This is a genomic window from Novosphingobium marinum, assembly GCF_013408095.1.
GTDB classification, from domain to species: domain Bacteria; phylum Pseudomonadota; class Alphaproteobacteria; order Sphingomonadales; family Sphingomonadaceae; genus Novosphingobium; species Novosphingobium marinum.
Genome location: NZ_JACBZF010000002.1, coordinates 280405 through 296333, shown reverse-complemented (window position 1 = coordinate 296333; position 15929 = coordinate 280405). Strand labels below are relative to the sequence as shown.

At 60.8% G+C, this 15929-nt stretch carries 15 protein-coding genes; 9 read left to right on the top strand and 6 right to left on the bottom strand.

The genetic code is table 11. The features are described 5' to 3' along the window. Position 1 precedes the first annotated feature (1 nt). From FHS75_RS06065 to FHS75_RS06025, 9 genes are all read left to right on the top strand, one after another. Positions 2–571, top strand: coding sequence for a hypothetical protein (locus FHS75_RS06065; RefSeq protein ID WP_179406815.1), 570 nt, complete (start codon positions 2–4; stop codon positions 569–571). Further along, complete coding sequence (locus FHS75_RS06060; protein WP_229735632.1) at positions 568–2127, top strand: FAD-binding protein; 1560 nt, start codon at positions 568–570, stop codon at positions 2125–2127. Before FHS75_RS06065 ends, FHS75_RS06060 begins: the two co-directional genes overlap by 4 nt. Positions 2128–2169: 42 nt before the next feature. Continuing rightward, the gene (locus tag FHS75_RS06055) at positions 2170–3615 is read left to right on the top strand and encodes an aldehyde dehydrogenase family protein (RefSeq protein WP_179406814.1); all 1446 of its coding nucleotides are present in this window, start codon (positions 2170–2172) and stop codon (positions 3613–3615) included. A 19-nt stretch (positions 3616–3634) separates the two neighbouring features. Then, positions 3635–5089, top strand: a complete 1455-nt coding sequence (locus FHS75_RS06050) for a non-oxidative hydroxyarylic acid decarboxylases subunit C (RefSeq protein WP_098108428.1) — start codon at positions 3635–3637, stop codon at positions 5087–5089. After that, on the top strand, positions 5086–5310 hold the full coding sequence (locus tag FHS75_RS06045; protein WP_098108427.1) for a non-oxidative hydroxyarylic acid decarboxylases subunit D: 225 nt from the start codon (positions 5086–5088) through the stop codon (positions 5308–5310). The genes FHS75_RS06050 and FHS75_RS06045 overlap by 4 nt, the downstream gene beginning before the upstream one ends. Before the next feature lie 13 nt (positions 5311–5323). Next, positions 5324–6790: an FAD-binding oxidoreductase gene (locus FHS75_RS06040; RefSeq protein WP_098108426.1), complete on the top strand. Its 1467-nt coding sequence runs from the start codon at positions 5324–5326 to the stop codon at positions 6788–6790. Between the two features lie 31 nt (positions 6791–6821). Then, entirely contained in the window at positions 6822–7187 is a 366-nt protein-coding gene (locus FHS75_RS06035; RefSeq protein ID WP_179406813.1) for a c-type cytochrome, read from the top strand. A gap of 111 nt (positions 7188–7298) precedes the next feature. Then, a complete protein-coding gene (locus FHS75_RS06030) occupies positions 7299–7592 on the top strand; it encodes a hypothetical protein (RefSeq protein WP_179406812.1) in 294 nt (97 codons plus the stop codon). A 12-nt stretch (positions 7593–7604) separates the two neighbouring features. Continuing rightward, entirely contained in the window at positions 7605–8789 is a 1185-nt protein-coding gene (locus tag FHS75_RS06025; protein ID WP_179406811.1) for an acyl-CoA dehydrogenase, read from the top strand. Positions 8790–8883: 94 nt separating this feature from the next. Here FHS75_RS06025 and FHS75_RS06020 read toward each other — a convergent pair whose 3' ends face one another. The 6 genes from FHS75_RS06020 to FHS75_RS05995 are packed head-to-tail and all read right to left on the bottom strand — an operon-like array spanning position 8884 to position 15821. Further along, positions 8884–10059: an acyl-CoA dehydrogenase family protein gene (locus tag FHS75_RS06020; protein WP_179406810.1), complete on the bottom strand. Its 1176-nt coding sequence runs from the start codon at positions 10057–10059 to the stop codon at positions 8884–8886. Continuing rightward, the gene (locus FHS75_RS06015; RefSeq protein ID WP_061939680.1) at positions 10046–10921 is read right to left on the bottom strand and encodes a MaoC/PaaZ C-terminal domain-containing protein; all 876 of its coding nucleotides are present in this window, start codon (positions 10919–10921) and stop codon (positions 10046–10048) included. The genes FHS75_RS06020 and FHS75_RS06015 overlap by 14 nt, the downstream gene beginning before the upstream one ends. Before the next feature lie 22 nt (positions 10922–10943). After that, positions 10944–11804, bottom strand: a complete 861-nt coding sequence (locus FHS75_RS06010; protein WP_061939682.1) for an HTD2 family dehydratase — start codon at positions 11802–11804, stop codon at positions 10944–10946. Beyond that, positions 11801–13393 (bottom strand): acyl-CoA dehydrogenase family protein, encoded by a 1593-nt coding sequence (locus tag FHS75_RS06005; RefSeq protein ID WP_179406809.1) that lies wholly within the window; start codon positions 13391–13393, stop codon positions 11801–11803. Before FHS75_RS06005 ends, FHS75_RS06010 begins: the two co-directional genes overlap by 4 nt. A gap of 2 nt (positions 13394–13395) precedes the next feature. Then, entirely contained in the window at positions 13396–14610 is a 1215-nt protein-coding gene (locus FHS75_RS06000) for an acetyl-CoA C-acetyltransferase (RefSeq protein WP_061939684.1), read from the bottom strand. After that, entirely contained in the window at positions 14607–15821 is a 1215-nt protein-coding gene (locus tag FHS75_RS05995) for a CoA transferase (protein ID WP_179406808.1), read from the bottom strand. The genes FHS75_RS06000 and FHS75_RS05995 overlap by 4 nt, the downstream gene beginning before the upstream one ends. Positions 15822–15929: the final 108 nt, after the last annotated feature.

The following is a 15929-nucleotide window of genomic DNA, read 5'->3' as shown; positions in this document are numbered from 1 at the left end:
AATGGCGTGGGATGTCAGCCGTCGCACGGTAATGAGCGGTGGCGCCGTGGGTGCTGTCGTTGCCGGTCTGGGAATCGGCCGCAGCGCTTTGGCGCAGCGGCCGCGCAAGATCATCGTCATCGAGGAGACGGAAGTTCCCGAAAGCAGGCTCTTTGCCGAAACTTTCGTCAACTCGGGGCGAGCCGCAAGAGTGATCCGGATCGACCGCTCGCTCAACGGCCTGCTGCATGAACTTGAACCGGTTGAAGGCGTGCTGGTCGGCCTTACTTCCGATCCCGCGGCTATGATCGCAGGGCAGATCCTGGTGGCCGGCGGCGCCCGCCCGCTACTGCAGTGGACCCATCAATACCGCAAGCTGCGCTGGGAACACCAGACTGGTGGCGCGCCGACGCTGCTTGCGCGGGCCAGCGTCGGCTGGCCCAGCGTTCTTGCCCACCACATGCAGGATGCGCTCGTCGGCGATCGCCAAGATGCTGAACTGCGGTGCCAGTCAGGACATTGCGGCCTCGATGGCAAGAGCCCCGGCATGCTCGTTTCATGGGCATTCGAAGCGGGAGTACAACACTCGTGAGCACGCGCATGCCCCAAGGCGTCGATGCCCCGGCCTTTCGCAAGGCGCTTGACGAACTGGCCGCGATCGTCGGCAAAGAATGGGTCTTTGTCGATGAGCTTCCGCTGTCGACCTACCGCGATGCCTATTCACCGCTAGCCGATGGCGAGTTGCTGCCCTCGGCTGCTGTGGCACCGGCCAACATGGAACAGATTCAGCAGGCGCTGAAGGTATTCAACGCTTACCAGCTGCCGATCTGGACATTCGGCAACGGCCGCAATTTCGCCTATGGCGGCCCGGCCCCGCGCCAGTCCGGTTATGTCATGTTCGACCTCAAGCGGATGAACCGCATTCTCGAAGTCAACGAGAAATACGGCTATGCGCTGGTCGAACCAGGCGTTTCCTATTATCAGCTTCACCGCCATTTGCGCCAGATCGGCAGCAAGCTTTGGGTTGATCCGGCGGCTCCGGGCTGGGGTGGCGTGATGGGCAACGCGCTCGAACACGGTGCCGGCTACACGCCTTATGGCGATCACTTCATCATGCAATGTGGCATGGAAGTGGTTCTGGCCGATGGCCAGGTCGTCCGCACCGGCCAGGGCGCAATCGAGGGATCGCCGCACTGGCAATCCACCAAGCATGCAGCGGGCCCGCATTTCGACGGCATGTTCACCCAGTCCAACTTCGGCGTAGTGACCAAGATGGGCATCTGGCTGATGCCTGAACCGCCGGGCTACAAGCCGTTCATGATCACCTACGAGCGCGAGGAAGACCTTGCTGCGATCTTCGACGCGGTGCTGCCGCTGAAGATCAACCAGGTGATCCCCAACGCCGCTGTGGCGGTCGACCTCCTGTGGGAAGTCTCCGCCAAGACCACGCGCCGCCATTATTTCGACGGCAAGGGCCCTATCCCGGACTCGATCCGCAAGAAGATCGCTTCGGACCATGACCTGGGCATGTGGAACTTCTATGCCGCGCTGTACGGCCCGCCTCCGATCATCGAGAACAACTGGAAGCTCGTCGAGGAAGCGATGATGAGCATTCCCGGCGCAAAACTGTACCTCAGCCGCGAGAACGATCCCGCCTGGGATTATCGAATTCAGCTCATGCGCGGCGAGCCGAACATGACCGAGTTCAGCATCATGAACTGGATCGGCGGCGGCGGGCATATCAACTTCTCGCCGATCTCGGCACCCGACGGCAAGGAAGCGCTGAGCCAGTACAACCTGATCAAGCAACGCTGCCATGATTACGGTTTCGACTACATCGGCGAGTTTCTCGTGGGGTGGCGCGACATGCACCACATCCTGATGATCATGTACGACCGCGCCGACGAGGTCATGCGCAAGGGAGCCTACGATCTGTTCGCCAAGCTGGTCGACGAAGCGGCGGATGCTGGCTTTGGCGAGTATCGAACGCACCTCGCCTTCATGGACCAGATCGCCAAGACCTATAAGCACAACGATGGGGCGCTGTGGGATTTGCACCATCGCCTCAAGGATGTGCTCGACCCCAACGGCATCCTTTCCCCGGGCAAGCAGGGGATCTGGCCCAAGGCGATGCGCAACCAGGGGTGAGCGTACGACCGCCTGCAAGACGAATACAAGGATCGAGAGACCATGACCCAACTTGAACACTGGATTGGCGGAGGCGCCGTTGCCGCATCGAACGGTGCCTACTTCGACGACCTCAATCCGGTCGACGATTCGGTCTATTCGCGGGTGCCGGCCGGCACCGCCGATGACGTGAACCGCGCGGTCGAAACCGCCTATCAGGCTTATCTGAAACATCGCGATCTGCCCGCACCGGTGCGCGAAGCATGGATCGCGAAAGCCGCCGAAATCATGGAGCGCGATACCGCCAAATTCGCCGACGTGCTGGTCGACGAAATCGGTTCGCCGATCGCCAAGGCCGGGTTCGAAACCCGCTTCGCGGTCAGCTTCCTGCGCGCGGCGATCGGCGTGCCGCGCCGGATTCGGGGGGAAACGATCCCTTCGGACACCCTTGGGCGGTTCAGCATGAGCCTGCGCCAGCCGGTCGGTGTGGTTGCCGGGATTACCCCGTTCAACGTGCCGCTGATCAAGGGGATCAAACAGTCGGCCATGGCCCTGGCTACAGGCAACGCCTTCGTGCTGCTACCCTCGGAATCCGCGCCAATGATCGCCGATCTGCTCGCTAAATTGTGGAAGGAGGCCGGCGTTCCCGACGGCTTGTTCAACGTGGTCTACGGCAATGGCGCGGAGATCGGCGACGTGCTGACCGGCCATCCCAAGGTCGCATCGATAACCTTCACCGGGTCCTCGCGCGTCGGCAAGCACATTGCCGAAATCGCGGCCCGCAACCTCAAGAAGTACACGCTGGAGCTGGGCGGCAAGAGCCCGTTGGTGATCTGCGCCGATGCCGATCTGGACAAGGCGGTCAACGCCGCGCTGTTCAGCATCTTCATGTACCAGGGCCAGGTCTGCATGGGGGCTTCGCGGATCTATGTGGAACGGTCGATCTTCGACAAGTTCGCTGAAGCTTTCGCCGCCGCGACAGGCCGCGCCAAGAGCGGCGAACTGCGCGAGCCGACCACCATGCTGGGGCCGATCATTTCGGAGCGCCAGCGCGACCGCGTCCGCCGCCACATCGACGATGCCCGCGCCAAGGGCGCCGAGGTACTTGCCGGCGGCGAATGGGACGGGAACTGCTGTTCCGCCACGGTGCTGCGTGGAGTCACGTCGGAAATGACGGTCTTCGAAGAAGAGACCTTCGGGCCGGTGACCTCGCTTTATCCGTTCGACACGCTCGAGGAGGCGCTCGAACTCGCCAACAACACCGAATACGGCCTCAGCGCCTCGATCTTCACCCGCGATCTCGACAAGGCGCTGGCCTTTGCCCAGCGGGCCGAAGCGGGGATGGTCCACATCAACGCGCCGACCCTGCACGACGAGCCGCACGTTCCGTTCGGCGGGACCAAGGCATCGGGTTTTGGCCGCGAAGGGACCGAAGCCGATCTCGAAATCATGACCGAATGGAAATGGGTCACGATGCAGTCGGCGACTGCGGGCGCGGGCGGACACTGACAGGCGGGATGCAACGGCAATGAACGATCTTCCCAACCGCGCCCGGTCGATCTCCTCGCTGCGCGATTTCCTCGAACTGCTCGAGGATTCGGGCCAGGCCATCACCTGGAGCGATCCGGTGATGCCCGAACCCGGCGTGCGCAACATTGCGGTTGCCGCCTCGCGCGATGCCAACGGCGCGCCGGCGATCGTGTTCGACAACATCACCGGCTATCCCGGCAAGCGCCTGGCGGTGGGCGTTCATGGTTCGTGGGACAACATCGCCCTGCTGCTGGGCCGACCCAAAGGCACGACAATCCGCGAGCTGTTCTTCGAGATCGCCGGCCGCTGGGGCGATCAGGAAGCGCAGATCAGCGTTGTTCCCGAAGCCCAGGCCCCGGTGCACGAATGCCGGATCGAACAGGACATCAACCTTTACGATGTCCTCCCGGTCTATCGGATCAACGAATATGATGGCGGGTTCTACATCGGCAAGGCCTCGGTCGCCTCGCGCGATCCGCTCGATCCAGACAATTTCGGCAAGCAGAATGTCGGCATCTATCGCCTGCAGATCCAGGGGCCGGACAGTTTCACCCTGATGACGATCCCCTCCCACGACATGGGACGTCAGATCATGGCGGCCGAACGGGAAGGCGTTCCACTCAAGATTGCGGTCATGCTGGGCAATCATCCCGGCCTTGCGGTGTTTGCTGCCACCCCGATCGGCTACGAGGAATCGGAATATTCCTATGCCTCGGCGATGATGGGCGCGCCGATGCGGCTGACCAAATCGGGCAACGGGATCGACATCCTGGCCGACAGCGAAATCGTGATCGAGGCCGAGCTGCAACTGGGAGAACGCGAGCTGGAGGGGCCGTTCGGCGAATTCCCCGGCTCCTACAGCGGTGTCCGCAAGGCGCCGATCTTCAAGGTCACGGCGGTGTCGCACCGGCGCGATCCGATCTTCGAGAACATCTACATCGGGCGCGGCTGGACCGAGCACGATACCCTGATCGGCCTGCACACCTCCGCCCCGATCTATGCCCAGCTGCGCGAGAGCTTCCCCGAAGTCACCGCGGTCAACGCGCTTTACCAGCACGGACTGACCGGGATCATCTCGGTCAAGAACCGCATGGCCGGCTTTGCCAAGACGGTCGCGCTGCGCGCGCTGAGCACGCCGCACGGCGTGATGTACCTCAAGAACCTGATCATGGTCGATGCCGATGTCGATCCGTTCGATCTCAACCAGGTGATGTGGGCGCTTTCGACCCGCACCCGTGCAGACGATATCATCGTGCTGCCCAACATGCCTGCCGTTCCGATCGATCCTTCGGCAGTGATCCCAGGCAAGGGGCACCGCCTTATCATCGACGCGACCAGCTATCTCCCGCCCGATCCGGTGGGTGAAGCGCACCTTGTCACCCCGCCAACCGGGGACGAGATCGACGCCCTGAGCAAGCGGATCCGCGAAATGCAGCTGGGAGCCCTGTCATGACTACCACCGTCTGCGGGCGCTGCAAATCGAGCGGCGCTGTCACCGATCATCAGGGCAGGCAGGACGGCGCGGTCGTGTGGACGATCCTGCGCTGCCCGACCTGCAACTTTTCCTGGCGCGACAGCGAACCGGCCCGCGCGATCGACCCTGCTGCGCGCTCGGCCGATTTTGCCGTCGATGCCGGCGATCTCCAACGTTATCCCAAGATTCTCCAGCAATAAGGCTCCCAACGCCATGATCGATCAAGCCCGCCAGACGGCCACGCTCGGCACCCTCACCCAGGCACTGGGCAAGGAGACCGTCGATACCAGCCCGCAGACCCTGGCCCGCTATGCTGCCCCGGGGATGGTACCGGCAGGCGTGGTGCTTCCGGCCGATGAAGCCCAGCTCGCCAGGGTGCTGGAAGCCGCGCGCACCAGCGGCGGTGTGGTCCAGACGGTCTGCAACGGCGCCTACGGACTTGAAAAAGCCGTACAGGACAAGGTGATCGTGCTTGACCTGCAGAAGATGAACAAGGTCCTCGAGGTCAATGACGAACTGGCCACCTGCCTGGTCGAACCGGGCGTCACCTTCCGCCAGCTCGATGCCCACATCAAGGAAAAGGGGATTAAGCTGTGGGTCGACTTTCCCGGCAATCCCGATGAAAGCGTGGCCGCCAGTTTCATCAACCGGCGCCCCGGCTACACCCCCTATTCCGATCACTTCCTGATGCAGTGCGGGCTCGAGGTGATGCTGGCTGATGGCAAGATGGTGCGAACCGGCATGGGTGCCATGCCCAAGAGCACCTGCTGGCAGCTGTTCAAGTTCGGCTATGGCCCGTGGGTTGATGGGCTGTTCACCCAGTCCGATTTCGGGGTGGTGACCAAGGTCGGGATGTGGATGATGCCGCAGCCTCCGGCGCACCAGACCTTCATGGTCGCGGTTCCCAAAGAGGACGATCTTGGCCCATTGCTGGATGTGCTCGGGCCACTCAAGCTCAACATGGTGGTGGCCAATGGCGTCGCGGTGGGCAATGCGCTTCACGAAGCGGCCCTGCTCGGCAAGCGTCGCGCCGACTTTGAAGGCCAGGGGCCGATGGCGGCGAGCGCGGTCAAAGCCGCGGGCGAATCACTCGGCCTTGGCTACTGGAACCTCTACGGCTCGCTCTATGGGTTGCCAGACAACGTCGCGATCCTGTGGGACATGGTCAAGGGCGCGTTTTCGTCGATCAGCGGCGCCAGGGTCATCGTCGATGGCAAGGGCGTGGATCCCAAGCTGTGGGCATGGCGGATGGGCTCGATGACCGGCGTCGTGACCGATCCCCCGGCCAGGACCGCGGGCTGGAGCGGCGACATGGCGCTTACGGTCAACCCGGTCAGCCCTGTGGATGGCGAGGAAGCCGTCAAGCTTTATGAACTGTCGCGCGATATCTGTGCCAAGAACGGCTTCGACTTCGTTGGCGAAACCACCGCGATCTGGCGTTCGGCCAACCATCGCCAGGTACTGTCCCATGCCGCCGGGAAGGGCGAGGATGCGGCACGGGCCAAGAATTGCGCCGAAGCCCTGATCGCCGCGCAGGCCGAGGCCGGCTTCGGCCAGATCCTGACCGACCCCGGGCTGGGGGCGGCGGTTGCCAAGACCTATGAAAAGGGTGGCCGCTCGGCCCTGCATGCGCGGGTCAAGCAGGCGCTCGATCCCAACTCGATCTTTGCCTCGGTCTGAGCCGATGCGTCGCCATGCCTGCGGAGGTACAATGAACAAGCTCCTCGTCCTTTCGTTCCTCGCCACTCTTGGCGCCTGTTCGTCCAAGCAAGGAGAAGTGGTCGCGGATGGCGCGGAGAATTATGAGCGTTACTGCGCAGGTTGCCACAACCCCGGCCCGGGCCACGGTGGCACCATGCTGCTGGCCGAAAAAGGTGCTCCGGTGCCTTCGCTCATCGGTCGCAAGGACTTAGATTACGATTACCTACATTCGGTCGTTCGCCAGGGCCTGATCGAAATGCCGCCGTTCCGCCCGACCGAATTGTCGGACACGGAAATCAAGCAGATCTACGATCACATCATGGCGCAGAAGCTTCCCCCCGCGAAGGCTCAACCCGCCAAAAACAAAACACCGTAAACTTAAATCAAAATGGGCGAGAAAGATCAACAGGGTTCCTATGGCTGAACTTGGTGCGACGCCAAAGGAGTATGCGGATAGCCAGTCGCCATATTGAGGACGCACCTTGTGTTGGATAGTCGTCGTTATCTATGGCTACGACGCGCAATTTATCGCTTGATTGCACTGGTGTTCGGTTCCGCTTCGCTGCTCGACAAAAGCGCTTTTGGCCCAGTTTTCCTCGCTGGCCCGGTTGGCCTTATGCTCGGCAGGGTAGCCTTCGGGGGAATTTCAGCTCGCTACAACCGCATGCGGGTATTTGCGTGGATTGTTTCACTTTCGGAATTTGTCCAACTCACAAGGTTCGCGGTAACGCTTGAAGAACTCCTCGCCATTACTGCATCTGAACCGAATGATATCATATGACGAGTGGAATTTATGATCGAGATGGCACGGTTTGATTGGAGCGATCCCTTCAACTTTGACGATCAACTGACTGAAGAAGAACGAATGGTGCGTGATGCGGCTCATGGCTTCGCGCAAGGCGAACTTCAGCCCCGGGTCATCAATGCCTTCCGCGAAGAGCTGGATGCAGCAGAGTTGTTTCCACTCATGGGACAAGCCGGCTTGCTTGGAGCGACGATCCCACAGTCTTATGGCGGTGCTGGAGCTGGCTATGTCTCCTACGGTCTGATCGCGCGCGAGATTGAGCGCGTGGATTCGGGCTATCGTTCAATGGCATCGGTGCAAAGCTCGCTCGTCATGTATCCGATTTTTGCTTTCGGCTCGGAGGAACAGCGGTTTAAATATCTGCCTGGCCTAGCCGCAGGCTCGCTGATCGGCTGCTTCGGCCTGACAGAACCTGATGCGGGATCTGATCCTGCGGGCATGCGCACAATCGCGAAGAGGATTGATGGTGGCTATGTCCTTTCCGGCATCAAAACATGGATTTCGAATGCTCCTTTCGCCGACGTCTTTGTCGTCTGGGCAAAGAGCGAAGCACATGATGGGGCCATTTGCGGCTTCGTGCTTGAAAAGGGCCTGAAGGGGCTTTCCGCTCCCAAGATCAAGGGCAAGCTCAGCCTGCGCGCCTCGACCACCGGCATGATCGTGATGGATGAGGTTGAGGTTGACCAAGAAGCCTTGCTCCCCGGGGTCCAGGGTCTCAAGGGCCCCTTCGATTGCCTAAACCGCGCACGCTATGGGATCAGTTGGGGAGCGCTCGGCGCAGCAGAATATTGCATGCACGCAGCCCGCCAATATGGGCTTGATCGGCACCAGTTTGGAAAGCCGCTTGCCTCCAACCAACTCTATCAAAAGAAGCTCGCCGATATGCAAACAGACATTGCGCTAGGGTTGCAAGCCTCATTGCGTGTCGGCCGCCTAATGGATGAAGGCAGGTTCGCGCCGGAGATGGTCTCTCTCGTCAAGCGTAACAATGTCGGAAAATCGCTTGATATTGCGCGCCATGCCCGAGATATGCACGGCGGTAATGGCATCAGCGATGAATATCAAGTCATGCGGCACATGGTGAATCTGGAAACCGTCAACACCTATGAAGGCACGCACGATGTGCACGCGCTCATCCTTGGTCGAGCACTCACTGGCATTGCCGCATTCTAGGGCAGGCCACCTTTCTTCTTCAGTGTTGCGCTGCCTGGTCGCAGCAACAATCGTTGTGTCGAGTGAGCGGAAACGACGGAGCGTGGTGGCCGCCTCAATAGCTTCGCGGTAGTTTCAGGACATGCTCTGCGATGAATGACAATATGAGATTGGTCGAAACAGGTGCCACCTGATAAAGGCGGGCCTCTCGAAATTTCCGTTCGATGTCGTATTCCTCAGCAAAGCCATATCCGCCATATGTCTGGATGCAGGCGTTGCCCGCTTCGACTGCTACGTCCGCGGCAAGCATTTTTGCCATGTTCGCCTCGGGTCCATGTTCAAGCCCCGCTTCGTAAAGGCGCGCGGCCTCATGGACCATGAGCTCGGCAGCGCGCATATTTGCGTGGGCTCGCGCGATCGGGAAAGAGACGCCCTGATTCATGCCAATGGGGCGATCGAAAACCACCCGTTGATTGGCATAAGCAATGGATTTTCGGGTAAACCATTTTGCATCACCGACGCATTCGGCAGCAATAAGAACTCTTTCCGCATTCATGCCCGAAAGGATGCAATGAAAGCCCTTGCCTTCTTTGCCTAAGAGATTGGCGACCGGGATGCGCATCCTGTCGAAGAAAAGTTCCGTCGTGGCATGGTTCATCATGGTGCGGATAGGCCGGATCGTTAGCGAACCCGCGGTGCGAGCCTGATTCATATCGACGATGAATATGGAAAGACCGTCGGTTTTCTTCGAAACTTGATCGCGCGGCGAAGTCCGCGCTAGCAGCAGCATGAGATCGCTGTGTTCGGCGCGACTGGTCCAGATTTTCTGGCCGCTCACCACAAAATAGTCCCCATCGCGAACTGCCGTCGTCCTTAACGCAGTGGTATCGGAGCCGCTTCCCGGCTCGGTTACGCCGAAAGCCTGCAAGCGCAGTGCGCCGCTTGCGATCGCGGGAAGATAAAGGCGCTTTTGCTCATCCGATCCATGTCTGAGGATGATGGCCATGTTATACATCTGGGCATGGCATGCCGCTCCGTTGCAACCCATCGCTTGAATCGTCTCAAGGATGGCAACTGCAGCCGAAAGGCCCAGACCTGATCCGCCATATTCCTCGGGTATGAGCACCGAAAGATAGCCAGCGCTCGTCAACGCATCCACAAAGGAGGTCGGATATTCGCGATCAGCGTCGAGCTTGCGCCAATATTCACCCGGGAACTTTTCACACAGCCGGCGCACGCCGTCGCGGATTTCGTGAAAGTGTTGAGGTTCGAAAGGACTAAGAAACTGCATCGCCCTCATCCTGAGAGATTGTGAAAAACCCTTGATCTGCAACGATGACGTCGCGCTCGAGCACCGATGCCCGAAAAGCGCCATTATTCCAGATTTCGGTTCTGATGGTTTCACCAGGGAACACCGGCGCGGCGAAACGCAGTTGCACTGCGCGCAGGCGCTCGGCCTGGTAGCCAAGTCGCCCGCGGAGGATGGCGTGAACGATGATGCCCATCGTGCCCAAGCCGTGCAATATCGGCATCCTGTACCCGGCGCGCGCCGCGATTGCGGGATCGCTGTGCAGCGGGTTGAGATCTCCATTGAGACGATAGATCAGGGCCTGTTCGGGACCGGTCGTCAGGTCAATGACAAGACCGGCATTGCCTTCCGCCACGGGTACCGGCGAACTTCGCGGTGCTTCGCCTTCCCCTCCGAACCCGCCGCCGCCGCGAATGAAGATCGTACGTTCAAGACAGGCAAAGCAGGTGCCGCGATCATCGCGGATATTGGTTTCGGTGAATATCAACGCGGCCTTGCCCGCGCCTTTGTCGACAATGTGGGTGACGCGGGTTGTGCTTTCGACTTCGCCAGTTGCCGGAACCGGGCCAAGCAGTACCATGGATTGGCCGGCATGCAGGACGGAAACCGGATCTACACCAGAATCAGGGTGCCCCAGCCAGAACCCGGGACTCGCGAGAACGAGCGCCATGCCGGGCATGGCAACCGGTCCACGAAGGGGATCCACGAATGGCAGCTGCGCGAGGTCGGTAGGATCTCGCCCCATCCCGATCGATAAGGCGTAAAATGCAGCATCGCGTGGAGTGACGGTCTGACGAACCGCAGGAATACGAAAGTTGAGCAATTTTTGCGGATCGATTGTCACTTTCAATTTCCCTGGAAGGTGGTCAAAGGGTGGCGCTGGCAACCATGATCGGACGGCCATCGCGCGCATGGGCGACGAACTGAACACTATTGCCGTTCGCGCGAAGCGCCAAATGCAGTTCCTCGCCGCAGATCGCGGCAGACACCGCTCGGCAATCGAAGCACCGAAGCGCATTGTCGCCGAAGTGCTGCTGGGCGAGTTCCAGCAGCAGTGTCGCCGTCAACGGACCGTGAACGACGAGGCCGCGATACCCCTCGATTTCGCAGGTGTAGGCCCGATCATAATGAATCCGGTGACTGTTGAAGGTCAGCGCCGAAAATCGGAACAGCAAGGTTTCGGAGGGGACCAGCGCGCGGTGCGCAACCCATCGGGATCCGTCGAAGATCATGTCAGACGGCCTTGGCAGCTCTGCGGTGCCCAAAGGCATGGGATCCCGATAAACGATCGCTTGGGTTTCGCGAACGGAGAGTTCGCCTTCGCAGCGGGTTTCTTGTGCTATCTCGACGAAAACAAGCTTGCCGGTCGCCCCTTGCTTTTCGGCGATGGAATTGATCCGCGATCTGCGCTGCACCTTCTGACCGATGAGCAACGGCGAAAGAAATTCGATCTTGCTCGATGCCCACATCCGGCGCGACTGAGGAAGTGGTGGCATGAAGCTGCTTTCGCCGCCGCGCACCGGATGGCCATCCACGCTCAATGCCGCTGTTGGCGCGTCTGGCAGGCAAAGGCACCAATGATAGCCTTGCGGCACGCTGCCATCTGCCGGCGCAACGCGGTCGAAAGTCGCCAGCCACCGTCTTGCGGCAGCGAGTTCCAGATAGTCGTGACGCAATTCTTCACGACCGATCCAGCTTTGCCATTGTTCGTCTGGCTGGGTGGTCATAAATCATCTCCGGTCAGGCCGCGGGCAATCACCTGAGCCTGAATTTCCGCAGCGCCCTCGAAAATGTTGAGGATGCGCGCATCGCAAAGGATGCGACTGATCTCGTATTCAAGGGCATAACCATTGGCGCCGTGGATCTGCAGCGCAGCGTCGGCGTTCGACCAGGCGGCGCGAGCGGCAAGCAACTTTGCCATGCCGGCCTCAATATCGCAGCGCTTTTCCGAATCCCTGGCTCGCGCGGCAGCATAGCAGAGTTCACGCGCCATCACAAAATCGACAAGGCTCATCGCCAGCTTGTCCGACACGCGCGGAAACCCGACGATGGCCCTGCCGAATTGCTTGCGAACCAAGGCATAGTCGAGGCCCAGTTCGAGGGCCCGCCGCGCGACGCCGACTGCCCGCGCGGCGGTCTGGATGCGTGCGCCCTCGAAGGTACGCATGAGCTGCTTGAACCCTTTCCCCTCCTCGCCGCCCAGCAGGGCGTCTGCCGGCGCGGTCATGGCATCGAACTGCAGGGCATATTCGCGCATCCCGCGATAACCGGGGACCTCGATCTCGCTTCCGGTCATGCCAGGGGCTGGGAAACCGTCATCGCTCGTGCCCCGAGGCTTGGGCACCAGCAACATCGACAGCCCGGCGTAACCCTTGGCTTCAGGTAATGTTCGCACGAGCATCGTCATCAGATCTGATCGGCTGGCATGGGTAATCCAGTTTTTCGCCCCGTTGATGACCCAGTGATCGCCGTCGTGCCGTGCGCGGGTTTGAATGGAGCCAAGATCCGATCCGGTGTCGGGTTCGGTGAAGGCTGCTGACGGCAAAACCTCGCCGCTCGCGATCCTGGGCAGCCACCAGGCCTTTTGCGCTTCGGTGCCGTTCAAGCCGATCAGTTCGCCGGCGATTTCGGACCGCGTGCCAAGCGAACCCGCGCCAATCCAGCCGCGCGACAATTCCTCGGTTATGATGCACATCATTAGCTTGCCAAGGCCAAGACCCCCATAGATTTCGGGTATGCAGACTCCGAATGTACCGAGATCGGCCATGGCCTGAATCACTGCCTCGGGGATCAGGTCATTCGCCAGATGCCATCCGTGCGCCTGAGGCACGATGACAGCATTGGTGAAGCGACGGTATTGCTCGCGGATCGTGTCGGCTTCGGCATCATCGAGCGACTCGCTTGGCCATTGCCCCTGGGCCAGGGCTGCGGCCACTTCGCCTCTGGTTGCCGCATAGTCCACATCGAGCAGGTCCGCGCACCGGTCGAAAAGCGTGCGGGCAGCGCTGCCAAGTCCGAGGTCGCCGGGGCGGAAGATTTCGTTCTGGCCCATCGGCAGGCCGCCACCGATCTGGCCAATGCATTCAGCGAAGGCCAGAATGGCGATCCTGGCGTCAAGATCATTCTTGCTGCCCCTGGCCTCGGACCATTCGAGCACCGCTTCCAGCGCAGCCACAAGCGTGGCCACCCAGGCATAGCCGTGCGCGGCCCGCTGCTCCTCATCAATCCTTCCGGACACCAAGCGCGCGCCCAACGCTGCCTTGACCGAGGCGCGATAGTCTCTCGCGGCGTTCAGGGCCTGGCGCAGATCAGCCACCTTCAGGCCGCGCGCTCGAAGATTGCGGCGATGCCTTGTCCGCCGCCGATGCACATCGTCTCAAGACCGTAGCGGCCTTTCGTGCGCACAAGTTCGCGGGTAAGGTTGGCAAGAATACGACCACCGGTTGCACCGATCGGGTGGCCAAGCGATATACCCGAACCATTGACATTGAGGATTTCGTTCCGGCCGTCGTCATCCGACCAGCCCCATCCTTTCAGAACCGCCAGGACTTGCGGTGCGAAGGCTTCGTTCAGCTCAACCAGATCAATATCGCCCCAGCCAAGGCCGCTGCGGGCGAACAAGCGTTGCACTGCAGGAACGGGACCAATTCCCATGCGACTGGGATCACAGCCCGCCGCGGCCGAGCTATGATAAAAGGCGATCGGTTCCACCCCCAGCTCGTCGAGTTTGTCTTCGGCCACCACTAGGCAAGCTGCAGCGGCGTCGTTCTGCTGACTGGCGTTGCCAGCGGTTACGACGCCGCCCTCAATCGCCTTCAGCGCGCCGAGCGAAGCCATCGTCGCGTCGCCGCGATAACCTTCATCGTGTGCGAAGATGGCAGGCGCGCCCTTTCTTTGCGGCACCACGACCGGCACGATTTCGTCGTCGAACATTCCATTCGCCCAGGCAGCCGCGGCCCGCTGGTGGCTGCGCACGGCATAGGCATCTGCCTGTTCCCGGCTGATGTCATAATCCCTGGCAAGATTTTCGGCCGTTTCGATCATGCCGGAAATAACACCAAAACGCTCCGTCGGCTGAGACATAAGGCGTCCGCGCGTCAACCTGTCGTGAAGGGTGATATTGCCGGAACGCTTGCCCCCGCGAAGGTCGGTTGAATAATGTTCGACGTTGGACATTGATTCGACCCCGCCGGCGACAACAACGTCGGACATCCCCGTCTGCACCATCATCGCGGCGTTGACGATCGCCTGCAGCCCCGAACCGCAGCGCCGGTCGAGCTGATAGCCGGGGACTTCAAGCGGCAGGTCGGCAGCCAGCCATGACCAGTGGCCGATGGCCGGCGCCTCGCCGTTGCCATATCCCTGACTGAACACGACATCGTCAACCCGGGCGGGATCGATCTTCGTGCGCTCGATCAGGGCCTTGAGGATGACTGCGCCAAGCTCGCCTGCAGTCATCGGCGAAAGAGAGCCGCCAAACTTGCCCACCGCAGTGCGGATCGGCATGACAATGGCTGCGCGACGAAGGGTCATTTCGGGTCTCCACTCGCTATGTTGCCCACAATACCTGCGTCGATCAGGCGGCCGATTTCGGCGGCAGGCAGCGAGAGCAGATCCGCCAGGACTTCTTCGGTATGCTGGCCATTGTACGGCGCGGGACAAGGCTCCCGACGGTGCATTTGAGGAACGGTGGCGAATGTGCCCGCGGCGGGATAGTCGAAGCCGCTGGGATTTGGCACCGTCCCGAAAATCGGATTATTCGCTACCAGCGCTGGATCGTGAACCGCATCAAGCATCCTGCGATAGGGCGAAAAGACGATTCCCCCCGCAGCGAAGGCAGTGGACAGATCGGCGTAATCACGCGAACGGATTGCCCGTTCAAACAAGGGATAGAGCATGTCACGCAAGGTATATCGGAGGCCGTCATCGTGTTCGAAAGAAACACCGCGCTCTTGTTCGATGGCCGCAACATCTTCGGAAAGGCCCAGCGCTACCAGCAAATTGGCCCACTGGCGATGCGTGGCAACGACAATCATTATCCGCACCCCGTCACGCGTGGTGAAGTCGCGACCGAACAAGCCATAAACTGCATTGCCAAGGCGCGGACGATCCCGGCCCGTATAGAGCATTTCTGCAAGTCCACCGAGGTTTGCGACCGTGCCGATCGCCACGTCTGACAACGGCAGCCGGATCTCGCATCCTTCGCCACTTGTGCTTCGCCACTGCATCGCGGCAAGCATGGCGAATGCTCCGTATGCGCCGGAAATGAGATCCCACGCGGGCAGGACATGATTGACCGGATCGGGGCCGGTTCCAGTCAGCATAGGGTATCCCACGGCATTGTTTATGGTGTAATCGAGCGCGGGCGAGCCATCGGCCCACCCCATTATCCGCAAGGTGACAAGATCCGGACACCCCTGCGCGAGGAGGGCATGGGACAGGAAACCATCCACCGGAAAATTGGTGATGAGCTGGCCGGTTGCCCTCACCAGTTCCTGCACTATTTCACGCCCCTCAGGCCTGCGAAGATCAACCGCGACTGACTTTTTTGCACGATTGAGATTCTCCCAATAGAGCGAGTCGTTCGCCTCCGTCACAGGCCAGCGCCGGTAATCGGGGCCGCCGCCAGTGTGGTCGACACGTATCACCTGTGCGCCAAATTGCGCGCAATAAAGGCCCGCCGTGGGAGAGGCGACGAATGACGATGCCTCAATGATCGATAGGCCATCGAGAAAACTATACATGGCGTTTGATCCGGCCCGCAGGCGAATTGGCCACGCGCCAGGGCGGGGCGGAATGAAACCCTTGGCCGCCCATGGTGCAGCCTGCGGATGAAGTGCAACCCACGAAGG

Coding starts and splice junctions, on each gene's coding strand:
- FHS75_RS06065 (WP_179406815.1), top strand. CDS start 2: ATGGCGTGGGATGTCAGCCGTCGCACGGTAATGAGCGGTGGCGCCGTG.
- FHS75_RS06055 (WP_179406814.1), top strand. CDS start 2,170: ATGACCCAACTTGAACACTGGATTGGCGGAGGCGCCGTTGCCGCATCG.
- FHS75_RS06050 (WP_098108428.1), top strand. CDS start 3,635: ATGAACGATCTTCCCAACCGCGCCCGGTCGATCTCCTCGCTGCGCGAT.
- FHS75_RS06045 (WP_098108427.1), top strand. CDS start 5,086: ATGACTACCACCGTCTGCGGGCGCTGCAAATCGAGCGGCGCTGTCACC.
- FHS75_RS06040 (WP_098108426.1), top strand. CDS start 5,324: ATGATCGATCAAGCCCGCCAGACGGCCACGCTCGGCACCCTCACCCAG.
- FHS75_RS06035 (WP_179406813.1), top strand. CDS start 6,822: ATGAACAAGCTCCTCGTCCTTTCGTTCCTCGCCACTCTTGGCGCCTGT.
- FHS75_RS06025 (WP_179406811.1), top strand. CDS start 7,605: ATGATCGAGATGGCACGGTTTGATTGGAGCGATCCCTTCAACTTTGAC.
- FHS75_RS06020 (WP_179406810.1), bottom strand. CDS start 10,059: ATGCAGTTTCTTAGTCCTTTCGAACCTCAACACTTTCACGAAATCCGC.
- FHS75_RS06010 (WP_061939682.1), bottom strand. CDS start 11,804: ATGACCACCCAGCCAGACGAACAATGGCAAAGCTGGATCGGTCGTGAA.
- FHS75_RS06000 (WP_061939684.1), bottom strand. CDS start 14,610: ATGACCCTTCGTCGCGCAGCCATTGTCATGCCGATCCGCACTGCGGTG.
- FHS75_RS05995 (WP_179406808.1), bottom strand. CDS start 15,821: ATGTATAGTTTTCTCGATGGCCTATCGATCATTGAGGCATCGTCATTC.